Here is a 22,339-nt window from a genome sequence, read left to right as displayed (position 1 = left end):
CTTATTATAACGAACTATTTAGTCCATTTCAGACCATGCCTCGTCGTGCATGGTGTCGTTCAATGCGTCATTCAGTCCATTTCCACCCGCTTCACATCGCCGACGATGAAGATATAGGCCGCGGCCCCGACCAGCGCGAGCGTGCCGATAAAGGCCAGTGCGCCATAGAAGGAGCCGGTCTGCCCCACGATCACACCGACCACGATCGGCGTGACGATGCCGGCCAGATTGGCGCAGAGATTGAACACCCCGCCGGTCAGGCCGATATATTGCCGCGGCGCGACATCCGAAATGAGCGTCCAGCCCAGATTGACCATGCCCTGCCCGAAAAAGGCGACCGACATGATGGCGATGACGAGCGTGTTGCTCTGCACGAAATTGGCAAGGATGATGGTCGACGCCAGCAGCAGTCCGACGACGATCGGCAGTTTGCGGCCGATATTGGCCGATCCCGTGCGCCGGATCAGCATGTCCGACACATGGCCACCCAGCAGCACGCCCGCCGATGCGGCGATATAGGGCAATATGGCGAAGGTGCCGGACTTGAGCCAATCCATGCCCCGTTCGGTCGCCAGATAGGTCGGGAACCAGGTCAGGAAAAAGACCAGCGTCGAATTGCCGCAAAATTGCCCGATCGATGCGCCCAATATCTGGCGCTGCGATAGCAGCTTGCCGACATTGGCCCAGGAAAAGCGGACAGATTTCGCCGGGGCGGCGTCTGCCAGACCGCCGCCCGCGCGGATATGGTCCAGTTCAGCGCTGTTGACGCGATGGCTGTGCTGGGGATCGCGATACCAGGCGTACATCAACAGGCCAAAGGCCAGACCGATGCCGCCAGCGATGATGAACAGCGCGCGCCAGCCCATGCTGCCGACCACCCAGAAGAGGACGGGGCTGAAGAAGGCCAGGCCAGCATATTGGCCGACGGCATAGACGGCGTTGGCGCGGGCGCGCTCCTGCTGAGGGAACCAGCTGCTCAGGATGCGGCTGTTGCAGGGGTAGCAGGGCGCTTCGGACATACCGAGCGCCAGGCGAAAGCCGAACAACATGGTGACGTTGGTGGCGAGGCCATGCAGCAGGGTGAAGAAGGACCAGAGGATCAGCGATCCCGCATAAGTGATCCGCGTGCCCAGCCGATCAAGCAGGAGTCCGCCGGGAATCTGGGACGCTGCATAGGTCCATGAAAAGGCGGAGAAAATAAGCCCCATCATTTCGGGTGAAATCTGCAATTCCTGCGTCAGCGACGGCGCAGCGACGCCCATCACGGCGCGATCCATATAGTTGAGCAGGGTCGCGATGCTGATCAGGCCAAGAACGCCAAAGCGCGCCCTGGTCGGACGAAGGGTCGATGCGATGGTCATGCCGCCAACTGCCGCTGATCGAGCATGACGAGATGCCGCACGGCCAGCGCATAACCGTCCGTGCCAAGGCCAGAGACAATGCCGGTCACGACCTGCGTCATGATCGAGCGCGAGCGCCATTCCGCGTCGCGGCGATGGATGTTGGAGATATGCACTTCGACGACCGGGCATTCGCACATTTTGAGCGCATCGAGTATCGGATAGGCGGCGTAGGAGAAGGCGGCGGGATTGATGACGATGCCCGCCGATCCAACCCGTGCTTCATGCAGCCAGCCAACCAGATCATGCTCGGCATTGCTCTGGCGGAACAGGATATTAAGCCCCGTGCCTTCGACTTCGCGCCGACAGGCCGCCTCGACATCGACCAGCGTATCGCGACCGTAAATCTCCGGCTCCCGCACACCGAGCAGGTTGAGATTGGGTCCGTTCAGGATGTGAATGCAACGCTGGCCCATGGCTGGCCTGTCCTCCCCGATGCGTCGGGATTGCACCCCGATCGCCATGGCCCGTTCGTACGCCGACATTTTCATCAGCGCAAGCGAAATGTACGAACTGGTACATGCAATGTCAGGGCAAGGCATAAGGCAGCGCGCGAACCGCGATCCGATCGGCCTGATAAGAGCCGAGCCATAGCTGCTGTCCGATCAGAATGGCAGCAGAAGCGCCGTTGAACTGCGGATCGGGCGGACCATAGGCCAGCATCGTCAGTTGATGGGCGACGGGATCGACCTGCGCCACGGCATAGCCGCGATGACAGGTCATGCCATCGGCGACGCCGTCGATAATCCGGCGAACCCCGCCGCACGCCGGTTCTTCCCGCATCATCCCCGCTATTATCAGGCGGTCGCCATCCCAATGAATATTGTCCGGCATGAAGTCCGGCACGGTCAGCCGCCAAAGCGGGACACTGCTGTCATGTCGATCATAGCCCAGCACCTGCCGCAAGCCGAAGGCAATGACATAGAAGCCGCTGTCATCGCGTGCCGCCTCAAGGCCGTTATTGCCCGGTAGTTGCGTTCCCGGCAGCAACTGAAATGCCGTTTCGCCGGGACGGCGCTGGTACACGCCGCCCGTCACCCGCCCTTCTACGAAGTCGGTGATGCTGGTTCCCGGTCGGGTCAGGACGGTCGCCAGCACTGTGCCGTCGCTATAGGTTGTGACGCTGTTGGCGGCATGGCCCGGCGGCATCAGCAGACAGCCCTGCCATTGGAGCGCAGGCTTCTGTCTTGCGTCGCCAAAATCGACGGAAAAGACTTCGATCGATTCGCGGCCGCCATGATTGACCACATGGAGCCGCGCTTTGCCGGGAGCGACGCCACGCAGGCTAAGGCCGCGCGTGGTGAACAGGGCTGGGTCCGGCGGCTGGTCGCAATCGGGGAAGGCGGGATCGCGCGCAATCTGATCGGCGCGACCGGTAAACCAGATGCGCGCGGTCCTTTGGCGGGTATCGACCAGTTTCAGCCCTGCCCCTTTGGCAAAGCCGCTGGCGATCAACCAGGGCGTATCGGGGATATGGGCGAGATCTTCGGGCTTGTCCGCGCCGCAGACGAAAGAGAATTGCGCCGTCGCGGCGCAGGGGGTCGGCGGATCAACTGCGCGGGTCGGCGTGTCGGGCAGCGTCGTGCAACTGCCCAACAGCATGGCCAGTATCGCGGCCTTGGCGGCGTGCTTCATGTGACGCGATAGACGCGGATGCGCACCGATGGCTTGGGCGCATCATCTGGGGGTGGCCCCAGCGTGCCGATGAAGATCGCCTGATTGAGCCAGGCATGAGGTCCATCGGGCGCCTCGAAACTGGGGACGGTCCGCAGATAGCGTTCCGGCGCGCCCGCGACGCGGCTGTTGGTCAGGCCGACATTGCGGACATGGATCAGCGTGCCATCGTCGGCCCGCATCATATAGTCCGCCTCTATCACGGTCCAGTCATCTGCCCGCTGCAACTGCCAGTCCGCGCCGCCCGACAGCACGGTTCCACGGATGCGCGGCCCGGCAAAATGTCCGCCGGTTATGGGGATGCGGCGACGGGTGCCGAGCGGCGTCCTGCCAACCTCCATCACAGGCTCCAGCGTCACGATCGCTTCATAGACGAACGCCAGTCCCGGCGCGTCGGTTGCGCCTGACGCCGCTGCATGGGCAAGAGTCGGTAGTAGCAGCGGCGTTGCCATGCCGAGGCCCAGCACATGCCTGCGTGAATAATGGGTCATGACGCCCTCCCTCAATCGCGAACGCGCGGCCGGTCCAGCGGCGCTGCTGGCGGGGGCGCTGCTGCTGCCTTGAGCAGTGGCAAGGCGGCATAATGGGGCCAGTCGATCTTTCCCCCCGGATCGCCCAGCAGGCGCATTTGCGGGCGCTTGGCCTGAAATATCGGCCAGCCAGAGCCGGGCTGGCCAGTGCGCGCGAAGGATAACAATGCCGCCATCATCGCGTCCGACAGGGCGTGATCCTGCGCCGTCCAGTCGCGGGTGACGCGAAAGCGGTTGAGACTGTCGAGCGTCCCAAGCCAATAGGGCACGTCACCGGTATGATAGGCCCCGACCGTCGCCGGGTCATGATCGGCAAAGGTGACGCCGGGCCGATAGGGATGCACCCGTGTGAAGAAGAAGGGATAGACCGGTGCCTTCCCATAGGTCGCCTGTGCCTTTGCCCAATCAGCCATTTGCGCGCCGACGCTGGCGTCGCGTTGCAGGTCGCGGAGCGCGCGGCGGGCCGCTTCATCGGTTTTGGCAGGATAGTGGGTCAGGATTTGCGCGGCGGTTTCGGGGAAGGCTTTACGCACGGCGGCGGTGTAATCGGCGATGCTATTGACTAGTCCCAGCGCGCGGAAACTTTCGTCGCGGGTGAAGCCGATCATCGCGGGCACGTCATTCTGCTGGCCAGCTGCAAAGCTGGCGGCTGGCAGGGATTGCAATATCTGCCCGTCCAGCACGATCGGGCGACGCGGCACGGTTGCCGCTACGCTGATGAGGCGGTCTGCCGGGATGTCGCGCATCGCCTCGATCGATGACGCACCGAGCGCCTGTTCCAGCGCGCGTCCTTCCTGTTCCGCCTGCGCCAGCGGGACCGGCGCCATCAGGTCACCAAAGCTCGATCCGCTCATGCCGACCACGCGATGGAACAGGCCGCGCGCCGCCGGGCTTGATTGCAATAGGGAGATGGACATGGAGCCAGCCGACTGGCCGACCACCGTCACCTTGCCGGGATCGCCGCCGAAACCGGCAATATTGCGCTGAATCCAGCGCAGTCCGGCGATTTGGTCCTTCAGGCCATAATTGCCCGAATGACCTGCGCCCTCGACCGTCAGATCGGGATGGGCGAGAAAGCCGAGCGGGCCGACCCGATAGGCGATCGCAACATAGACCACACCCTTGGCCGCAAGCGGCGCGCCGGAATAATTGGCCATCGACGCCGAACCGACGTTGAACGCGCCGCCATAGATCCAGGTGATGACGGGATAGGGCTTGCCCGCGGGAGCGGGTTCGGGCGGCGCCCAGATGTTGAGGTAGAGGCAGTCCTCACTGGTCGCCTCTTCCCCGAAATAATGGTTGATCGAACGGCCACGCAAGGGCTGGATACATTCGGGCGCAAAGCGATCGGCGTTCCAGACACCGGTCCAGCTGTCATGCGGACGGGGATCGCGCCAGCGCAGGTCGCGGACAGGCGGGGCGGCGAATGGCACGCCAAGCCACGCCCGCACCCCCGATGGCAGGGTGATGCCGCCAACCAGCCCGGCATCGGTCTGGACCGGTGACCCAGCAGGCCGCTCCACCACCTGGGCAAGCACGCTCTGGTCGCTGATCAGCAGGGCCAGAGACAGCACCACGGCTGTCCACAAGCGACGCATCAGCGGCTATCCTTAAGCCGGGCCTTGAGCCGGGCGTCGAAAAAGCGGAATGTCAGGTCGAGCGCACGGAGCGATGCCGCGCGGGTCGCGGCTTCGTTGGCGCCGATCCAGCTATGGCCGACCCCGGCGATGATATCGAGCGTGACGGGCACCTGCGCAGCCTTGAGCTTGGCGGCCAATTCCTGCGACTGCGATACCGGTACGACACGATCCTCCGTGCCGTGGATCAGCAGCATGGGCGGGTCTTTCCGGTCGACATGGGCGGCTGGACTGGCGGCCGCGACACGATCCGCCGGGCAACTCGCCTTCTCACAATCGAGATAGGCATTTTCGGCCTGCGGGATGTTGGACTTGGGCATGATGGCGAAGTCATAGACGCCATACCAGCCGACCCCGGCCTGGACGCAATCGGACTGGGTGGCATTGGCCTTGTCCGCGCCGCCGGGAGCCGCGCCACAGTCCAGCGCGGCCAGCGCCGCCAATTGTCCGCCCGCCGAACCGCCCCAAACGCCGACGCGGCCAGCATCAATGCCATAGCTGGCCGCATTGGCTTTCAGAAAGCGGATGGCGGTGCGGACATCGTCGATCGCGGCGGGGAACGGGGCTTCGCGCGACAGGCGATATTCGAGCGAGGCGACGACATAGCCGCGCGCGGCAAGGTCCGCGAGGACGGCCGGGAAGTCACTGAATGCGCCGGACTGGCGGGTATGGCCATTCATCCAGCCGCCGCCATGGATGTAGATGACGAGCGGTCGTGGCCCGCTGGCGCTAGCCGCGCGATAGAGGTCGAGCGTGATCGGGCGATAGCCGGGAATGGTGGAAAAGACGATGTCGGTGCTGGCGGTGACGCCGCCCGGAAAGGCCACGCGCCGTTCGGGCATGGGATCGCTCAGCGCAGGTTCGGGCGCTGTCGGCGGTGCGGGGGTGGATGGCGGCTGGGCGTGGGCCGGACATGCGACCGTGCTGAGCAGAGCGGCTGCTACTGCGTTGAAAGTCGGCTTGCGCATCCGCTTCTCCTCACCCGCTAGTTTTATGTGCTAACTATTTCGTACATTGTTATCCAAAGATGGGTTGCTGCGCAAGGGCCAGCAACCTTCTAACGGGCAGTGCGCCGATCAGGCCCGGCACCAGCTTTCGATAATGTCTATCACCGACATGCGGCGACGGCCCAGCGCCTTGGGGGATGTCATGTCCCGGTCGAAGCCGAAGGCAAAGGTGTAGCGGTTCGACACATTATAGAAGCATAGCGCGCTGATGGTCATGTGCAGTTCGACCGGGTCTATGCCCTCGCGAAAATGGCGGGTAGCGACCCCCTGGGCCAATATCTCACGCAGATTATCGATCACCTTGCGGTTGCGTTCGCGGATGCCCGGTATCTCCCCGACATGCGCGCCGCGCAGAATATTCTCGTTCATGACCAGCCGGACAAATTCGGGATGCTGGATATGATAGTCAAAGGTCGTGGTGATGAGATCGCGCAAGGCTGCATCCGGGGGCAGATGATCGCGCCGGACGGCGGCATCGACTTCGCGCACGGCGGTATAGGCCCGCTCCAGGACCGCGCGATACAGCCCCTCTTTGCCACCGAAATAATAATAGATCATCCGCTTTGACGAATTGGTGCGTTCGGCGATTTCGTCGATCCGCGCGCCGCTCAGTCCCTTGTCGGCAAATTCGACGGTGGCGACGTCCAATATGTTGCGCCGCGTCTCCTCGGCCTCCGCCGTGCGCGCGCTCGCCCCACCTTCGACTGCCGTCAGGGCCGCCTTACCCACTCCGCCTGTCCTTCTCGTCAAACCGTCATCAACCCGGCATATCGTCCCTGAAACGCGACTGGGCCGCCAGCCTTATTGTCGCATTACCCGCGCCATAGCCATCATAACCACGCCGTTCGACAAATTCGAAGAAGAAACGCTTGGCAAAGGCGCGGCTGTAGAATTGGAAATATTCCTGATCGCCTACCCGGTCGTAGAGAATGCCCGACGCGGCCATGCGCGCGACGAGTGCGGGGTCCAGACTGAAGCGCGCGGCCAGATCATCATAATAGTTGGCCGGGATGTCGAGCAGTTCCAGCCCGCGCGCCACCATCGCGTCGCGGGTGGCGAATATGTCGGCGCAGGCAAAGGCGATATGCTGCACCCCTGCCCCCATATAATGGTGCAGGAAGCGGGAGGAGAGTGTCTGTGCCGCTGCCGATCCGTTGAGGGTGATGCGAAAGCCGCGATCCGGGGACTCCACCGCCTGGCTATGGACGATGCCCAGCGGATCGGCGATTTCCAGTTGCGGCGTCTTGGTCACGTCGAACAGCGCGAAATAATAGAGCAGCCAGGACAAGAACTCCTCATACCCCATTGCCTGCGCGATATGGTCGATCCGGTCCAGACCGGCATCGGCCGGCGCCGCGTCGGTCACAGGCACAAATTCCTGTGCCCAGACCGCGTCCTGCGTGCCGGTTTCGATGAAATAGATCAGGCTGCCACCCACGCCGCGCACCGACGGAATCTGCATTTCGTCGGACGCCACCGCCTGTTCAAAGCGGGCAATCCGCAGCGCGCGCGCCCGATCGAGAGCGGAGGCGACGTCTGTCACCCGAAGGCCCAGCGCGCAGACCGATGCGCCATGGACGATGTCATGGCTGTGGGCGAAGCCTTCGGTTTCGCAATTGATGACCAGGTTGATCGCCCCCTGCCGCCATCGCTTAACGGCCTTGCGGACATGGCGTCCGACCAGGGTGAAGCCCATCGCTGACAGCATGTCGGCCAGGACCGGTGCCTCGCTTTCGCTGGCGGCGAACTCGATAAATTCCACCCCATCGATCTTGACGCGCGCGGCGATGGCGGCGGGCCGGGCGGAGAGGCGGCGCGCCTCATCCTCCACCATGCGGAGCGAGCGATAGCCGTCGAGCGCGACCCCGGAGGATGAGCCGGCGCGGAAGCGGTCGTTGAAGATTTCCAGCGACAAGGGGCCATCATAGCCAATGTCGAGCAATGCGCGCACATAGTCCGCAATGGGCAAATCGCCCTGCCCCGGCATGTTGCGGAAATGGCGGCTCCAGTAGAGATAGTCCATGTCCAGCGCGGGCGCGTCGGCGACCTGGACGATGAACAGCTTGGCCGGATCAATCGCAGCAATGCTGTCGATCGGCACGCGGCGTGCGAGCGAGTGGAAGCTGTCGAGGATCAGGCCGATCGCGGGATGATCGACGGAACGGACAATCTCCCACGCATCGCGATGATCGAATATATGGCGGCCCCAGGCGAGTGCCTCATAGCCGACCCGTAAACCGCGACTGCCTGCGCGGGCACCGAGTTCTGAAAAATCGTCGATGATCCGTTGGCGATCGCCCAGCGCTTGGGGTGAGACGTTCGAGCAGACTAGCACCAGATCGGTGCCCAGTTCCTGCATGATGTCGAATTTGCGTTCGGCGCGGTCGAAGGTCTTGGCGCGCAAATCGCCGGGCATCCCTTCAAAATCGCGAAATGGCTGAAACAAGGTGCAGACTAGGCCATGATCGCGGATCATCGCGCCGACCTCGCGCGGCGATCCGGCATAGCCGATCAGGTCATTCTCGAAAATCTCGACACCGTCGAACCCGGCGGCGGCAATCGCCTGCAACTTGGTATCGAGCGTCCCGCTGACGGAAACGGTCGCGATGGACGTCCTCATATGATGGCCCTTCTCTGCATCCTCGCGGATCATGTACCATTTAGTACAATGAGAGAGAAGGGGGAATCATGATGCTATTGTTGCGACGATCCATCGATCGGATCGCCGCAGTCAGGATCACGCCGCCTTATGTGCCGATCTGGCGCAATATCTCGTCCGCTTCGGGCCGGTCCAGCCAGTCCGGGCTGACTGCAAGCCAGCGAACCACCCGCCCCGGTCCCACCAGCAGGACAGCGGGTTGCGGCAGTTCCCAGCTGCCCGTGCCAGTGACTTCGCCGATCCAGCCGGCAGGCGGGGGAGACGGGCGATCGTCGGGCCGGAAGGCGATGCCCAGTTCCCGTGCGAGGCTGTTGTCGTCATCGGTCGCGACCGGAAAGGGCAAATCGTGGCGCTTACGGATCTCGTCCAGGCGATCGGCCTGCTGTGGGCTGAGCGCGACGAGAGGAATGCCCCGGTCACGCAGCGTGGGGTAGAGCGTATCGGCATAATGAGGCAGCGCGATATTGCAGGCCGGGCAACCGGCGAAGCGGAAGAAGATCAGCAGCGCCGGGCCATTGGCGGTCAGCGTGTCGAGGCTGAGCTGATCGCCATTGGCCTGGGCGAAATCCTGCGGTGGCAGGATGTCGCCGACCTGCGCCACGGCAGCAGGATCGAACCGTTCGCGCAACAAGCGCCGCTGGCGGGCATTGCCCTCCAGTTGCGCGGGCGTCCAGCTGCGCTCACGCTCTGCCTGCAAGGCTTCAAATTGCGCCTTGAGTGTGTCCTTGAGGATCGTCGCCATCATAGTCTCCTTCCCGCAACAGCCATAATATTGGCGATAGAGGGGTGAGCGCGCCAATGAGAGTTGCGGGAAGGAGACTGACGAATTGTCATAGATGTCTGCGTTCAGGCGGCATCGCGCCGATCAGCGGCTGTCCTGCCGCGACCGGCAGGGATAGGCAGGCCAAGATGGCCGCGGAGCGTGTCCGCCTCATAGTCCCGGCGGGACAGGCCCCTCTCTTGCAGGATCGGGACGACTTCGCCGACGAAGCGGTCGAACTGACTGGGGTGGCCTAGATGGACGTTGAGGCCGTCGAGCGCGCGGCCTTCAAACCAGCGCTGGATTTCATTCGCCACCGTTTCGGCTGATCCGACGAAGGGACTGCCGCGCCCGGCCCGCGCTCGCTCGACCGTCTGGCGCAGGGTCAGGCCTTCGGCAACGGCGAGGTCGGTGACCCGTTTGGCGTGCGTATAGAAGCTGCTCTTGGCATGTTCGAGCGCTGTGACCGGGAATGGCGCGTCGGGATCATATTGGCGGAAATCATGCCAGCCGAACGGACGGCCAAATTCGGCGAGCGCCTGATCGAAACTCTGGTCGAGCGTGCGATAATGGCGCTCTATGTCCTTCGCCTGTTCGTCGGTGTCGCCGACATAGACCGAGAAGCCGGGCAGGATGACGATCTGGTCGGGATCGCGGCCCTGGCGGACGGCGCGACCCTTGAGGTCGGCGTAGAAGGCCTGCCCCTGTTCGATCGTCGCCGCGTGGGTGAAGATGGCGTCGGCGACGGTCGCGCCCAGATCGCGGCCCTGATCGCTGTCGCCAGCCTGAAAGATGACCGGCTCCCCCTGCGGCGAACGCTGGATGTTGAGCGGGCCGACGACCTGAAAAAACTCGCCTGCATGATCCAGACGGTGCAGTTTATCAGCGTCGAGAAACTGGCCGGTCGCGCGGTCACGGACCAGTGCGCCCTCCTCCCATGACGACCACAGGCCCCGCGCCACGTCGAGAAATTCGACCGCGCGGCGGTAGCGTGTGTCATAGTCGAAATGTTCGGGCTGGCTGAAATTGCCCGCTGTGCCTGCGTCCCCGCTGGTGACGACATTCCAGCCAGCCCGCCCCTTGCTGATCAGGTCGAGCGAGGCGAAACGGCGGGCGAGATTGAACGGGTCATTATAGGAAGTGGTCAGCGTGCCGACGAGGCCGATCTTCTTCGTGGCGACCGCCAGCGCCGACAACAGGGTCAGCGGCTCCAGTCGGTTGAGATAATGGGGCGGGGAATTGGCGGTGATGAACTGGCTGTCGACGATGAACACCAGATCGAATTTCGCAGCCTCCGCCTGACGCACGACATGGATATACCAGTCGATATTGACGCTGGCGTCGAGCGGAATGTCGGTGTCGAGCCAGCGATTGCTGTCGCCGGGACCGCCAACGCCGGTGGGGACGAGGCCGAGCTTGAGCTGGCGTTTGCTCATGATCGCGCTCCGGGTCAGACGTCGAAGCCGGGCGCCAGCCGCTGCGCCTTGCGCAGGGCAGCTTCCCAGACCAGATCATAATGGGATTTGGCACCTTCGACCGGCGCGCGTTCGCGCGCCATCTGGCGGCGGACTTCCTCCTGCGCTTCCTGCGGGGCGATCAGGATATTGTCGCGGCCGATGCTGAGCGTGCGCACCTGCGCCTTGCAGGCTTCTTCCAGATGATAGATGCCGCTGAACGCCTCACCCGGCGAAGCGCCCAACGCCAGTGTGCCGTGATTGCGCAGCAGCATGACCTTGGTATCGCCAAGATCGGCGACCAGCCGTTCGCGCTCGTCCAGATTGAGCGCGACCCCTTCATAATCATGATAGGACAGGCGCGGGATCAGGGCGAGCGCGCGCTGGTTGAGCGGCAGCAGCCCTTCGGCATGGGCGGAGACGGCCATGCCGTCGGCGCTGTGGAAATGGGCGATGTAATGGGCGTCGTCGCGTGCGCCGTGGATCGCCGAGTGGATCACATAGCCGGCATAGTTGATGCCATAGTCGCTCTTGCCGATGACATTGCCGTCAAGATCGACCTTGACCAGGCTGGACGCGGTAATTTCGTCGAACATCAGGCCGAAGGGGTTGATCAGGAAATGATGCTCCGGTCCCGGTACGCGGGCGGAGATATGGGTGTAGATGAAATCATCCCAGCCATAGAGGGCCGAGAGGCGATAGAAGGCGGCGAGATCGACGCGGACCTTCCATTCGGCCTCGCTGATATGGGTGTCACGGAAGCGATCATCCTTGAGGATAGTGGCCATGGCTCAGACTCCTTTGCCGACGATAATAGGGAGGCCGCGCGGCGCGGCCCAATGAGAATGGCTGAAGTGAAGGGCGCTGATGCTCATGCAGGGAAGATCCCGGCATCGACGATCGACGCAACATCGACATGGGCGGGCAGTTCGCCATCGGCGTAGAAACGATCGACCACGCGCTGGAGGGGGTGGATGACGGCAGCATCGGGCGCGACAAGCACGCTGTTCTGGCGCTCCACCATCAGCCGGGCGACCTGCGGGTCCACTTTGGTCTGCTGCTGAAAAATCGCGGCATAATCCGCCGGATGGGCCGCTGACCATTCAGCCGATTTCTGCAATCGGGCCAGGAGGTCGCGCAAGGCGCTGCGCCGGGCCGGATCGTCTAGCGCTTCCTGCGACGCGGCAATCAGGGCGTAAGGGCTGTTGATGCCCTCTCCATCGCGCAAGAGCCGGGCACCGGCGAGTTCGGCGGCGATCTGATAGGTGCCAAAGGTCGCCCAGGCGTCGATGCGGCCGGCGGCAAAGGCCGCAGCGGCATCGTTGGGCAGCATGAAGCCGATATCGACCTTGCGCCGGTCAACCTTCGCTTCCTTGAGCGCTTCGAGCAGCAGATAGTGCGAGATGCTGCCGCGCGCACTCGACACGATGACGCGCCGACCGGCCAGATCAGCGATCCTGTGCAGCGAAGAGGCTTTGGCAGCGATGATACCGATGTTGCGGGTCGAAAATTGCGTGCCCGCGATAATCTTGAGCGGGGCCTTGGCGGCGGCGGCCAGCACCACCGGCAGGTCGCCCGCAGGCGCGGTATCGACCGCGCCTGCATTGAGCGCTTCCAGCAATGGCGCGGCGCCGACGAAATTGGCCCATTCAATGTCATAGGCCAGATTGTCGAGGACGCCCGCCGCCTCCGCCTTCGACTGAAGGAGATGAACCTGATCGCCCAGCACCAATTTGGTGCGCCCGCCCTGCCCGGTCCCGCTGCAGGCAGCGAGACTGAGGGCCGCGGCACCGGCCAGGAAGCTGCGCCGGTCAGAAAGCAAGTGCGAGCCGTCCATAATAATATCCGCCTGCGGGGTTGAAGGGGGACGGGCCATAATAGCCCTGCCCTGTCTGGGGATTGCCCGGTCCGTTGGTTTCGGGGCGGACGTCGAAGAGGTTGGTCGCGCCGACCGACAGGGTGGCAAAGCTGGTCACTTTGGCGCTGATGCTGGCGTCGGTGATGATCTTTGCGCCGAAGTGGCGATTGTCGCCTGCGGCGGTGCGCTGGGTATATTTTCCGTAGCGGGTGTTGGTGAGGCTGAGGCCGAAAATCCCCTTCGACCAGTTCAGGGTGCTGACCAGCTTGGTATGGGGTTGCAGCACTTCGAGTTCGCCGATCTTGTCGCCGCCGAAGAACACCGACCCTGCGCCCAGCAGCGATGTGCCGTTGGCCGCGAACAGCTGCGTCGGGGTGGCGACGACGTCGTTCACCTTGGTCCGCGAATAGTTGAACGCCAGCGTTGCACCCAGTCTGCCGAAATCGCCAAGCGTGGTGGAATAGTCCGCGACGATATCGAAGCCCTTGGTCGTGGTATCGGCGGCATTGATGAAATATTCCGCCTGTTCGATGTCGGACAGTCCATTGGCGGCGAGGATGGCGGAAATGCCCGTGCCGAACAGGCGACCGGTGCGTTCGATCCGGTCCTTGATCTTGATATAATAGCCATCGAGCGTAATCGACAGCGACGGGGTGGGCGTGAACACGACGCCAAGACCCGCATTCCAGGTCTTTTCCGCCTTGAGCGGTTTTGCCCCCAACAACTGGCCGACGGCCGAGTCCGCCGTCACCAGCTTGGCGACAGTGGGGCGCAATTCGGTCTGGCCTGTTTCGGCATTGAAGAAGGAGGATGTGCGCCCGTCGGTCTGGGCATAGCCGATCTGGGTCAGCGAAGGCGCGCGGAAGCCGGTGCCCACGGTGCCGCGAATGGCCAGCGCCGGGCTGAATTCATAGCGGCTGTTGAGTTTGAGGCCGACCGGGCTGCCCGATCCGTCGCTATAATGTTCGGCCCGCACCGCTGCGCCGATATACCAGGCGTCGAGCGGATAGACACCGACATCGACATAGCCGGCGTAAACCTTGCGGCTGATGTCCGCTTCATCAGCGGGAGACAGGACGATCGCGCCCTGCACCACCGGGGAAGCGATGCGGCCGACATTCCAGTCATATTGCTGATCGCCGGGCTTGAAGGTGTAGATGGCCGGTTCATAGGCCAGCGGATCGCCCGCGAAGGTCCGGAAGCGGTCGAGGCGATATTCGCCGCCGACCGAGATCTGGACCGGGCGGGCGAGGCCTATGTCGAACTCACGAGTCAGATCGACATTGTGGGTCCATTGGCGAAATTCGAAATTGGCAAGGTTGGGCCATTCGGTCGGTCCCGTTGGCCCCAGCGAGGGACGGACCGACAATTTGGAATATTGATGGCTGTAATTGCGACCGAAGGAGGACGAAACGTCATAGTTCCAACCCGCCAATTCCCCGCGCAGACCGCCGACGAACTGAAAGTCATTTTCGTCGATATTGTTGAGCGGATAATAGCCGTCGGGGAATTGGGCGGTAAAATTGGCCGTGCTGTTGGGGCGGCGGAAGTTGTTGCCGATCTGGGCGTCGCGTTCGCCATAGGTGCCAAAGCTGTAAAGGGTGGCGTTGTCGGTCACCGGCAGCTGGGCATTGTAGGAAAGGTTGAACGCCTTGATCTGCGGATCGCCATTATGTGCGCCGTCACGGTTCCACTGGGCATTGCGCGCGTTGGCGTCAGCGACATTGGCCAGCACCTGATCGCGAGTCAGGCCGCTGGTCGCCACGACCTGATCGATCGTGCGACCGGCGGGCAGGCCATAGAGATTGGTGTCGGTGGCGGGCAGGTTCCACCAGGCACCGCCGCGCTTGCGAATGTCGCCGCTGATCGTCAGGAAACCGCCATCACCGATGCGGGTGCCGTAGCGGATCGTCCCCTTCCAACTGTCCGGCTCGCCATTGGCGTCATAGAGGGTGCCATAGGTGAAATCGCCGCTCAGCCCCGGCTTTTCGGCCAGCTGGATATTGATGACCCCGGCAATGGCGTCGGTTCCATATTGGGCGGCGGCGCTGTCCTTCAGCACTTCGATCCGGTCGATCGCGCTGGTGGGGATCAGGTCGATATCGACCGGGTTGGAGCCGGACGTGTCGGCAGTACTGTTGCTGAGGAACGCGCCATTGTGGCGGCGTTTACCGTTGACCAGCACCAGCGTGTAGGCAGGGGCCAGGCCGCGATTGGTGACGGGACGGCCGATCGAGAACACGCCCGCATGGGTCGCGCCGAAGTTGAGCGAGGGCAGCAGCTTGGACAGGGCTTCGCCAAATTCGGCCGATCCGGTCGCCTGGAGCTTGTCCGCGCTGATGACGTCGATCGGGGCCGGGCTTTCGGCCACGGTGCGCGGCGCGCCGCGCACGCCGGTGACGATGATGGTGCCTGCGTCCGCCGCTTCGGCAGCAGCGGGCTGCGGTGACGCATCGGCCTGCGCATGTGCAGGACCGCCTGCCAGCAATAAAGCGGCAGCGGCTGTCGATGCGTAATAGGACACGATATTCTTCATTGCTTTTATGTTCCCCAATAGATTTCCGGGGACCGTCTATTTTCTACCATGAGAATTGAATAATGACTTCGCTGCCGAAGCTATGATTAAAATTAAATTTTAGATTGTCTTTTTCACGTAAAACTTATTGTTTCAGTGATTATCGGCAAAGCTGGTGTCAAATGCCTGGGCGACGTCGCGTTTGCCGTCGGTAAGGCCCGCTTTCTGGAACCTTTGGGTGATCGCCTGTTCATGGGCGATGATGCCGGCGTCGATCGGCCGCGACACACGGTTGCTGCGGTCGAAGCTGGCGCGGGCGATGTCGAGCGGCAGGCCGGTTTCCTTCGCCAGCACCTGCGCGAACTGATCGGGGTGCGCGCGCGCCCAGGCGACCGCCTGCGCCTCCCGCTTCAGAAAGTCCGCCAGCAATGCGCGTTTGGGGGCGATCGAGTCGGCGTGGGCGATGTCGATATAGAGCGGCAGGCCATAATCTTTGGCATCGACCACGACGCGCGCGCCTTCCTTGATCGCGACATTGGTATAGGGGGTCCAGGTCGCCCAGGCATCGATCGCGCCGCTGTCGAACGCGGCCTTGGCATCGCCGGGCGGCAGCAGGGTGACGCGCACCTTGTCCGCCGGGATATTGGCCCGCTCCAGCGCCTGAAGCAGCAAATGATGACCGATCGACCCGCGCGTGGTCGCAATGGATTTCCCGACCAGATCGCGCGGCGTGCGGATCGGCGAGGCGGTCTTGACCAGTATCGCCAGCGCTTGCGCCGCCTGATTGGCGGGTGCCTGCACCGCGATCGCCTTGACCGGGCTGCGGCTCTGATAGGCGAAAATGAAGGGAGCGTCGGCGGCAAGGCCCAGATCCGCCGCGCCGCCGCCGACCGCTTCGAGCAATGGCTGTGCCGCGGGAAATTCCGACCATTCGACCGTGTAAGGCGCGCCATCCAGCACGCCCGACGCGATCATCATCGCCTTTACCTGGCCCTTTTGATTGGCGACGCGCAGGACCGACTCATGCCCGCTGCGAAAGGTCGCGGCGGCAAGGCCGATGCCCGCCGCCGCGACGAGGGTCGCCGACAGGAGGACGGCGGTCTTTTTGCGCATGTCAGCCCGCAAGCGCAAGGCGGGCGCTGTCACGCTGCGCAACCTTGGCGCGCACGACCGGCAGCAGTTCGCGGCCATAGAGGATCGAATCGCCGAGCGGATCGAAGCCGCGGATCAGGAAATGGTCGATGCCGATGTCATAATAATCGAGCATCGCGTCTGCGACCTGTTCGGGTGTGCCGACTAGGCCGGTGCTGTTGCCCGCCGCGCCGATAAGCGCCGCAACGCCGGTCCACAGCCGCGTGTCGCGTCGGTTGCCGCTGGCGGTCTCCAGCAGGCGCAGCGATCCGGCATTGGGCGGACGATGGCCGGTGAGCGGCAGGCCCGCCGCAACCCGGTTCTCGCGGACCTGCTCCTCAATCTCGGCAGCACGCTTCCATGCCGCTTCCTCGGTATCGGCGATCACTGGTCGCAGCGACAGCGAGAAGCCGGGGTTGCGGCCATATCGCGCAGCCGATCGGCGGACCTGTCGCACCGTGTCGCTCACCGCTTCGAGCGTTTCGCCCCAGAGCGCATAGACGTCGGCATGGCGGCCTGCCACGTCGATCGCTTCATCGGACGATCCGCCGAAAAACACTGGCAGATTGTCGGGCTTGATCGCGCTGAACGCCTGCTTGACGTCATAGAAGCGGCCCTGATGGTCGAAGGGCTGCGCGGCGGTCCATTCCTGGCGCAGGATCGTCAGATATTCGTCGGTGCGGGCATAGCGTTCGGCCTTGACGCTTTTCGTGTCCCCATCGCGCGCCATTTCCTCGTCCGCGCCGCCGGTGATGATGTGGACCGCGACGCGCCCGCCCGAAAGCTGGTCCAGCGTCGCCAGCTGGCGCGCGGCGACGGTCGGCTGGGTGAAACCGGGGCGATGGGCGACCAGAAAGCCGAGTTTGGTCGTGATAGCCGCCGCATGGGCCGCGACGATCTGGCTTTCCGGGCTGTTGGAGCCGAAGGGGATGAGGACGCGATCGAAGCCGCCCTCCTCCTGCGCTTGAGCGGCGGCTTCCACATAGTCCTTGTCCAGCACGCGGCTGCGCACTGCCGCCTGTATTTCAGAGCCGTTGTTGAAGCCGATATAGCCGATGAATTTGACGCTCATGGGTGTTTCCTGACGATCAGATGACGAAAAAGCCGTGGGTGCCGTCGCGCTCAAGCTGGGCGACGAGGCCATATTCCCAGTCGAGATAGGCCTGCATTTTTTCGGCCTGGTTGTCGGTGCCTTCATAGGGGCGTTTGTAGCGCCCCTCCCGCGTGCGGGGCGTGGGCGCGCCGTCCGGGCCGGTTTCCAGCGTGACCGCCGACCAGTCGACATCGAGGATCGACACGTCCCAGCCCAACTGGGCGAGCCAGGAGGCGGTCATGTCGGCGCGCGGGCCAATATCGTCAGTGACGACGATGCGCGCGCCGCGTACCGGAGCGTTATGGTCGGTTTCCTGCACCAGCTGGCCGCCCTGCGCGTTGCGGAAGCCGGGGAGATGACCGCTTTCAAACTCGCGGGGCTGGCGCACGTCATAGAGGTAGAGGGTGCGGCCAGTATCGGCCTTGAGCTGTTCCAGTTCTTCCCAGCCGATCCGTTTCACCCCGGCGCGATAGGCGACGTCGCGGGCATGGGCGCGGGCTTCCTCGGCAGACTGATGGTCGATGTCCGGCGCAACGCGGGTTTGACCGGTTTCGAGTTCCTGCCCTGCCAGCGTCCAGCCGATCGTGCCGTTACGCAACGCATAGATTTTGTTGGGCAGGCCTGCATTGACCAGCGACTGGGTGCCGATGATCGAGCGGGTGCGGCCGGCGCAGTTGACGATGATCGTGGTGTCGGGATCGGGCGCGATGCTCCGCGCGCGCAGCACCAGTTCCGCGCCCGGCACGCTGGTGCCGGTGGGGATGCTCATGGTGTTATATTCGTCGTAGCGGCGGGCATCGAGGATGGCGATGTCGGCCTTCTCCCGGATCAGCGCCTGCACCTCTTCGGCGGGCAGGCTGGGGGTGTGGCGGCGATGTTCGACCAGTTCGCCAAAGGCCTTGGAGTAGCTGTTGACGTCCTCGAACAGTTCATAGCCAGCCTCGCGCCAGCCCGACAGGCCACCGTCCAGTTCGCGCACATCAGTATAGCCCAATGCTTCGAGGCGGACGGCGGCCTTGCGCGCCAGACCTTCTCCATTGTCATAGACGACGATCGGCGTCGCCAGACGGGGGATGCGCCAGCGGGCTTCCTCATCGATGCGGCGGAGCGGGATCTGGGCGGCGAACAGGGGATGGCCCTGCGCGAAATCATGTTCCTCACGCACGTCGATCAGCGCGAGTTCGCTGCCGACCAGCAGCGCGCGGCGGATATCCTGCGGAGTGGAGGTCAGGATGCGGTCCAGTGTGTCGGTAGTCATGTGCTTTTCGATCTGTCCCAGAGATTGGGGATCACGCTGTTGGCGTAACCCGAAATGAAGGTCTTGGCCGTGCCGTCGAGGGCGTAGGTCGCACGCTCGACCGCGCCGATATTGGCGCCATAGACATGGATGGAGACGGAGGGCGCGTCGGTGCGGCCATTGGTGACGCGGTGAATGTCGCCAATGCGGGGAGAGACCGCATCGACCTGCCCCTCGCCCAGATAGTCCTCACCCTCGTTGATCAGGCCTCCGGTCGGCAGGCGACGGAAGCGCTCGACCTTTTCCACGCCGCGCAGCACACCGACCAGACCCCAGACTTTATGGTCGTGGATCGGGGTGGACTGGCCCGGCCCCCAGACGAAGCTGACGACGCTGAACCTCTCGCGGCTGTCGCAGTGGAGCAGATATTGCTGGTAGCGATCGGGGCTCGGGCGGGCGAACGCATCCGGTAACCAGTCATCCCTGGCGATCAGGCGAGTGAGCAGCGCAGCGCCGCTTTGCAGGATGGCGCCTTCGTCGCGGGTGGCGGACAGCAGATCGGCAAAGGCGGTGACAAAGCCACGCAGCCGGTCCAGCTTGACGGGCCGGTCGATCACCGTGACCGCGTTCATTCCGCTGCCTCGGCGATCGGGAACGGGACGACACCATCGCCATGATCGTCGCCGCCCAGATGGGAGAGGAGTTTTTCGCGCAGGCGCTGGGCGAAGCTGGCGCGTTCGCCGCGGGGCGCGGTGATGCGTTCCTGCGCAACGATGCGACCCTTGTCGAGGACCAGCACCCGGTCGGCCAGCGCAATCGCTTCCTCGACATCATGAGTTACGAGCAGCACGGCGGGCCGATGCTTGCGCCAGAGCGAAAGGACGAGATCGTGCATACGGTAGCGGGTCAGCGCATCGAGCGCGGCGAAGGGTTCGTCGAGCAGCAGCAATTTGGGTTCACGCACGAGCGCGCGGGCGAGCGCCACGCGCTGGGCTTCGCCGCCGGACAGGGTGAGCGGCCAGGCGTCGAGACGGTGGCCAAGGCCGACTTCCTTGAGCGCCGCTTCGGCCCTATCGCGGGCATTGTCGCCCTTCAGGCCCAGCGCGACATTCTTCCACACCGGTTTCCAGGGGAGCAGGCGGGCGTCCTGAAAGACGACGGCGCGGCTACCCGGCACTTCGACATCCTGCCCGCGCACTTCGTCCAACCCGGCAAGGGTGCGCAGCAGCGTGGTCTTGCCGGAACCGGAACGGCCGAGCAGAGCGATGAACTCGCCCGGCGCAATCTCCAGGTTCAGTCCGTCGATGATGGTGTTCGGACCAAAGCGGCGGACGAAATTGCGCAGCCGCACGACAGGTTCGGGATGGGGAAGATCGGGTACGAAAGCGGCGTTTTGCACTGTGGAAAATCCCTGGGCAGCGTTCATGCTTATTGCTCCACTATGCTGGGGCGCCAGATGAGGGCGCGGGCTTCGATCGTGCGGACCAGCCAGTCGGCACCAAGGCCGAGAATGGCATAGACCATGAGGCAGACGACGATGATGTCGGTCCGCATGAAATCGCGAGCATTGTTGATGAGATAGCCAAGCCCCGCCGAGGCATTGATCTGTTCGGCAACGACCAGGACGAGGATGGACACTGACAGGGCGTAGCGCAGCCCGACCAGCAGCGAAGGGAGCGCCGAGGGCAGGATGACGTGCCAGACCTGTTCCCAGCGGCTGAGGCCGAAGCTCTTGGCAGCGTCGAGAAGGCGCAGATCGACGCCGCGTATGCCGCTATAGAGGTTGAGATAGACAGGAAAGATAGTGCCAAAGGCGATCAACGCGACCTTGGGGGTTTCACCGATACCGAACCAGACGATGAACAGCGGCGTGAGCGCGAGTGCGGGAATGGTGCGCTTGATCTGCATAAGCGGATCGACCGCCAGTTCACCGGCACGCGATAGGCCAGCGATCAGGCCGAGGCCCACGCCGAGGCTGACGCCGATGAGCAGACCGGCAGCGACGCGGGCAAAGGAGACGAGCAGGTTGGAAGGGAGTTCGCCCGATATGACCATCTCCAGCAAGGTGCCAATGACAGCCGAGGGTGCCGCCAGCGTGCGTTCGGGAATCAGGCCGGTGCGCGACCCCAGTTCCCACAGCAGCAGCAGCAGCAGGGGGGAGAGCCAGCGCCCGCCAAAGCGCGACAGCGAAAAGCTGCGCTCGCTCGGGGCTGGCAATGCCCCGCTGGCTATTGTCAAAACCGTCATATTCTCGCCCTTTTGATCATGATGAGAAGCCCACCACCATTTCTCTACCAATTCAATTAAGTTTTTCATGACCCACCTATTGGGATATTTGATAGCTGGGCATTGGCCGCATTTTTCGGCCCGCCTGACGTGGAATATGGCTGTTTCGCGGGCATTGTCCGGCAGAGACCAAGAATTTCATGGGATCGATAAATCTCTACTATTTTGATTGATATATGAGCATCGTCGATAAGGGCGGATGCCGGTGCCGACTGCGGGACGGGCGCTTCCAATATGTTCATGAGGTGTATCGTGCCGGTCAATTTGCCGACCAATTTGCTGCGCAGCTTCGTCGCTATCGTCGACACCGGCTCGATGCTGAATGCGTCGGAACAGGTGTTCGTGACGCAATCGGCGCTCAGCCTGCAGATCAAGCGGCTGGAGGAGCTGGTTCAGCAGAGCCTGTTCCTGCGCGAAGGGCGGCGATTGACGCTGACGAGCGCGGGCGATGTGCTGCTCGATTATGGGCGGCGAGTGCTGAGCCTGCATGACGAGGCGGTCGCGGCGGTCAGCGCGGGTCGCTTTGCCGGTCCGGCGCGTATCGGCATGGTGCAGGATTTTGCCGACACGCTGCTGACCGGCCTGCTTTCACGCTTTGCCGAACTGCATCCCGACGCGCAAATCTACGCCCGTGTTGCCGGGACGGCGGAGTTGCAGACTTTGCTCGACCGGCGCGAGCTGGACATATTGCTGGGCTTTGCCGCGCCTAACGATCCCCATGCGGTGACCGTCGCGCCGATGAGCTGGTATGGCGAAACCGCGCTAGCGGAGCGTGAGGTCATCCCGCTCGCCGTGCTGGAAGAGCCGTGCCGCTTCCGCGAGGCAGCGATCCGCGCGCTGGAGGATGCTGGACTGCAATGGCGAATCACGGTGGAGACGCCGAATCTGGCGACGTTGAAGGCCGCCGTCGGCGCGGGGCTTGGCATTACCTGCCGCACGCATCTGTTCCTGGGGGACGATGCGGTTCTCGATCATGATAGCCTGCCATCGCTGCCCCGCGTGGCTGCGATCCTGCGGGCGGGGGACAGGCTGGACAAGGCTGCGAGCCGTCTGGCGGAACTGGCGCGGGAGACGGTTCAGGCGCTCTGAACCGTCGAT

General features: G+C 63.5%; 20 protein-coding genes. 1 reads left to right on the top strand and 19 read right to left on the bottom strand.

All coding sequences use genetic code 11. The annotated features are described in order from the left end of the window. Window positions 1-71 precede the first annotated feature (71 nt). From Q0D44_RS08955 to Q0D44_RS08865, 19 genes are all read right to left on the bottom strand, one after another. Window positions 72-1,361 (bottom strand): MFS transporter, encoded by a 1,290-nt coding sequence (locus Q0D44_RS08955; RefSeq protein ID WP_294135508.1) that lies wholly within the window; start codon window positions 1,359-1,361, stop codon window positions 72-74. Continuing rightward, a complete protein-coding gene (locus Q0D44_RS08950) occupies window positions 1,358-1,816 on the bottom strand; it encodes a type II 3-dehydroquinate dehydratase (RefSeq protein WP_294135506.1) in 459 nt (152 codons plus the stop codon). The genes Q0D44_RS08955 and Q0D44_RS08950 overlap by 4 nt, the downstream gene beginning before the upstream one ends. Window positions 1,817-1,928: 112 nt before the next feature. After that, entirely contained in the window at window positions 1,929-3,035 is a 1,107-nt protein-coding gene (locus Q0D44_RS08945; protein ID WP_294135504.1) for a hypothetical protein, read from the bottom strand. Next, window positions 3,032-3,565 (bottom strand): DUF3237 domain-containing protein, encoded by a 534-nt coding sequence (locus tag Q0D44_RS08940; RefSeq protein WP_294135502.1) that lies wholly within the window; start codon window positions 3,563-3,565, stop codon window positions 3,032-3,034. The genes Q0D44_RS08945 and Q0D44_RS08940 overlap by 4 nt, the downstream gene beginning before the upstream one ends. A gap of 11 nt (window positions 3,566-3,576) precedes the next feature. Next, window positions 3,577-5,202, bottom strand: a complete 1,626-nt coding sequence (locus Q0D44_RS08935; RefSeq protein WP_294135500.1) for a carboxylesterase family protein — start codon at window positions 5,200-5,202, stop codon at window positions 3,577-3,579. After that, window positions 5,202-6,209: an alpha/beta hydrolase gene (locus tag Q0D44_RS08930; RefSeq protein ID WP_294135498.1), complete on the bottom strand. Its 1,008-nt coding sequence runs from the start codon at window positions 6,207-6,209 to the stop codon at window positions 5,202-5,204. Before Q0D44_RS08930 ends, Q0D44_RS08935 begins: the two co-directional genes overlap by 1 nt. A gap of 108 nt (window positions 6,210-6,317) precedes the next feature. Beyond that, window positions 6,318-6,977 carry a TetR family transcriptional regulator gene (locus Q0D44_RS08925; protein ID WP_294135496.1) on the bottom strand — a complete coding sequence of 220 codons (660 nt, stop codon included), beginning with the start codon at window positions 6,975-6,977 and terminating at the stop codon, window positions 6,318-6,320. A 28-nt stretch (window positions 6,978-7,005) separates the two neighbouring features. Beyond that, window positions 7,006-8,868: a sugar phosphate isomerase/epimerase and 4-hydroxyphenylpyruvate domain-containing protein gene (locus Q0D44_RS08920; protein ID WP_294135494.1), complete on the bottom strand. Its 1,863-nt coding sequence runs from the start codon at window positions 8,866-8,868 to the stop codon at window positions 7,006-7,008. Window positions 8,869-8,995: 127 nt separating this feature from the next. Then, window positions 8,996-9,649 carry a peroxiredoxin-like family protein gene (locus Q0D44_RS08915; RefSeq protein WP_294135750.1) on the bottom strand — a complete coding sequence of 218 codons (654 nt, stop codon included), beginning with the start codon at window positions 9,647-9,649 and terminating at the stop codon, window positions 8,996-8,998. A gap of 104 nt (window positions 9,650-9,753) precedes the next feature. After that, complete coding sequence (locus Q0D44_RS08910) at window positions 9,754-11,103, bottom strand: LLM class flavin-dependent oxidoreductase (protein ID WP_294135493.1); 1,350 nt, start codon at window positions 11,101-11,103, stop codon at window positions 9,754-9,756. Between the two features lie 14 nt (window positions 11,104-11,117). Continuing rightward, window positions 11,118-11,909 (bottom strand): class II aldolase/adducin family protein, encoded by a 792-nt coding sequence (locus tag Q0D44_RS08905; RefSeq protein ID WP_294135491.1) that lies wholly within the window; start codon window positions 11,907-11,909, stop codon window positions 11,118-11,120. Window positions 11,910-11,992: 83 nt separating this feature from the next. Further along, window positions 11,993-12,958, bottom strand: a complete 966-nt coding sequence (locus Q0D44_RS08900; RefSeq protein WP_294135488.1) for an ABC transporter substrate-binding protein — start codon at window positions 12,956-12,958, stop codon at window positions 11,993-11,995. Continuing rightward, entirely contained in the window at window positions 12,933-15,515 is a 2,583-nt protein-coding gene (locus Q0D44_RS08895; RefSeq protein ID WP_294135486.1) for a TonB-dependent receptor, read from the bottom strand. The genes Q0D44_RS08900 and Q0D44_RS08895 overlap by 26 nt, the downstream gene beginning before the upstream one ends. A 132-nt stretch (window positions 15,516-15,647) precedes the next feature. Then, the gene (locus tag Q0D44_RS08890; RefSeq protein WP_294135484.1) at window positions 15,648-16,607 is read right to left on the bottom strand and encodes an ABC transporter substrate-binding protein; all 960 of its coding nucleotides are present in this window, start codon (window positions 16,605-16,607) and stop codon (window positions 15,648-15,650) included. Window position 16,608: 1 nt separating this feature from the next. Continuing rightward, window positions 16,609-17,697 (bottom strand): LLM class flavin-dependent oxidoreductase, encoded by a 1,089-nt coding sequence (locus Q0D44_RS08885; RefSeq protein ID WP_294135482.1) that lies wholly within the window; start codon window positions 17,695-17,697, stop codon window positions 16,609-16,611. Window positions 17,698-17,713: 16 nt separating this feature from the next. Then, a complete protein-coding gene (locus tag Q0D44_RS08880) occupies window positions 17,714-18,976 on the bottom strand; it encodes a rhodanese-like domain-containing protein (protein ID WP_294135481.1) in 1,263 nt (420 codons plus the stop codon). Continuing rightward, complete coding sequence (locus tag Q0D44_RS08875) at window positions 18,973-19,587, bottom strand: cysteine dioxygenase (protein WP_294135479.1); 615 nt, start codon at window positions 19,585-19,587, stop codon at window positions 18,973-18,975. Before Q0D44_RS08875 ends, Q0D44_RS08880 begins: the two co-directional genes overlap by 4 nt. Continuing rightward, window positions 19,584-20,381: an ABC transporter ATP-binding protein gene (locus Q0D44_RS08870; protein ID WP_294135478.1), complete on the bottom strand. Its 798-nt coding sequence runs from the start codon at window positions 20,379-20,381 to the stop codon at window positions 19,584-19,586. Before Q0D44_RS08870 ends, Q0D44_RS08875 begins: the two co-directional genes overlap by 4 nt. A gap of 2 nt (window positions 20,382-20,383) precedes the next feature. Continuing rightward, window positions 20,384-21,202, bottom strand: coding sequence for an ABC transporter permease (locus tag Q0D44_RS08865; RefSeq protein ID WP_294135476.1), 819 nt, complete (start codon window positions 21,200-21,202; stop codon window positions 20,384-20,386). A gap of 291 nt (window positions 21,203-21,493) precedes the next feature. On the opposite strand from Q0D44_RS08865, the gene Q0D44_RS08860 reads away from it, so the two are divergent. After that, window positions 21,494-22,330 carry a LysR substrate-binding domain-containing protein gene (locus Q0D44_RS08860; protein ID WP_294135748.1) on the top strand — a complete coding sequence of 279 codons (837 nt, stop codon included), beginning with the start codon at window positions 21,494-21,496 and terminating at the stop codon, window positions 22,328-22,330. Window positions 22,331-22,339: the final 9 nt, after the last annotated feature.

Origin of the sequence: Sphingobium sp. (genome assembly GCA_023266575.1) — a bacterium.
Taxonomy (GTDB): domain Bacteria; phylum Pseudomonadota; class Alphaproteobacteria; order Sphingomonadales; family Sphingomonadaceae; genus Sphingobium.
The sequence above is the reverse complement of the archived record's forward strand: the minus strand, read 5'-3'. Positions and strand labels throughout refer to the sequence as shown.

What these genes read in the sequence shown, in the direction of transcription:
- Q0D44_RS08885 (WP_294135482.1), bottom strand. Translation starts at nt 17,697, where the DNA reads ATGAGCGTCAAATTCATCGGCTATATCGGCTTCAACAACGGCTCTGAA.
- Q0D44_RS08950 (WP_294135506.1), bottom strand. Translation starts at nt 1,816, where the DNA reads ATGGGCCAGCGTTGCATTCACATCCTGAACGGACCCAATCTCAACCTG.
- Q0D44_RS08865 (WP_294135476.1), bottom strand. Translation starts at nt 21,202, where the DNA reads ATGACGGTTTTGACAATAGCCAGCGGGGCATTGCCAGCCCCGAGCGAG.
- Q0D44_RS08945 (WP_294135504.1), bottom strand. Translation starts at nt 3,035, where the DNA reads ATGAAGCACGCCGCCAAGGCCGCGATACTGGCCATGCTGTTGGGCAGT.
- Q0D44_RS08920 (WP_294135494.1), bottom strand. Translation starts at nt 8,868, where the DNA reads ATGAGGACGTCCATCGCGACCGTTTCCGTCAGCGGGACGCTCGATACC.
- Q0D44_RS08900 (WP_294135488.1), bottom strand. Translation starts at nt 12,958, where the DNA reads ATGGACGGCTCGCACTTGCTTTCTGACCGGCGCAGCTTCCTGGCCGGT.
- Q0D44_RS08915 (WP_294135750.1), bottom strand. Translation starts at nt 9,649, where the DNA reads ATGGCGACGATCCTCAAGGACACACTCAAGGCGCAATTTGAAGCCTTG.
- Q0D44_RS08895 (WP_294135486.1), bottom strand. Translation starts at nt 15,515, where the DNA reads ATGAAGAATATCGTGTCCTATTACGCATCGACAGCCGCTGCCGCTTTA.
- Q0D44_RS08910 (WP_294135493.1), bottom strand. Translation starts at nt 11,103, where the DNA reads ATGAGCAAACGCCAGCTCAAGCTCGGCCTCGTCCCCACCGGCGTTGGC.
- Q0D44_RS08905 (WP_294135491.1), bottom strand. Translation starts at nt 11,909, where the DNA reads ATGGCCACTATCCTCAAGGATGATCGCTTCCGTGACACCCATATCAGC.
- Q0D44_RS08955 (WP_294135508.1), bottom strand. Translation starts at nt 1,361, where the DNA reads ATGACCATCGCATCGACCCTTCGTCCGACCAGGGCGCGCTTTGGCGTT.
- Q0D44_RS08890 (WP_294135484.1), bottom strand. Translation starts at nt 16,607, where the DNA reads ATGCGCAAAAAGACCGCCGTCCTCCTGTCGGCGACCCTCGTCGCGGCG.
- Q0D44_RS08935 (WP_294135500.1), bottom strand. Translation starts at nt 5,202, where the DNA reads ATGCGTCGCTTGTGGACAGCCGTGGTGCTGTCTCTGGCCCTGCTGATC.
- Q0D44_RS08875 (WP_294135479.1), bottom strand. Translation starts at nt 19,587, where the DNA reads ATGAACGCGGTCACGGTGATCGACCGGCCCGTCAAGCTGGACCGGCTG.
- Q0D44_RS08870 (WP_294135478.1), bottom strand. Translation starts at nt 20,381, where the DNA reads ATGAACGCTGCCCAGGGATTTTCCACAGTGCAAAACGCCGCTTTCGTA.
- Q0D44_RS08940 (WP_294135502.1), bottom strand. Translation starts at nt 3,565, where the DNA reads ATGACCCATTATTCACGCAGGCATGTGCTGGGCCTCGGCATGGCAACG.
- Q0D44_RS08880 (WP_294135481.1), bottom strand. Translation starts at nt 18,976, where the DNA reads ATGACTACCGACACACTGGACCGCATCCTGACCTCCACTCCGCAGGAT.
- Q0D44_RS08930 (WP_294135498.1), bottom strand. Translation starts at nt 6,209, where the DNA reads ATGCGCAAGCCGACTTTCAACGCAGTAGCAGCCGCTCTGCTCAGCACG.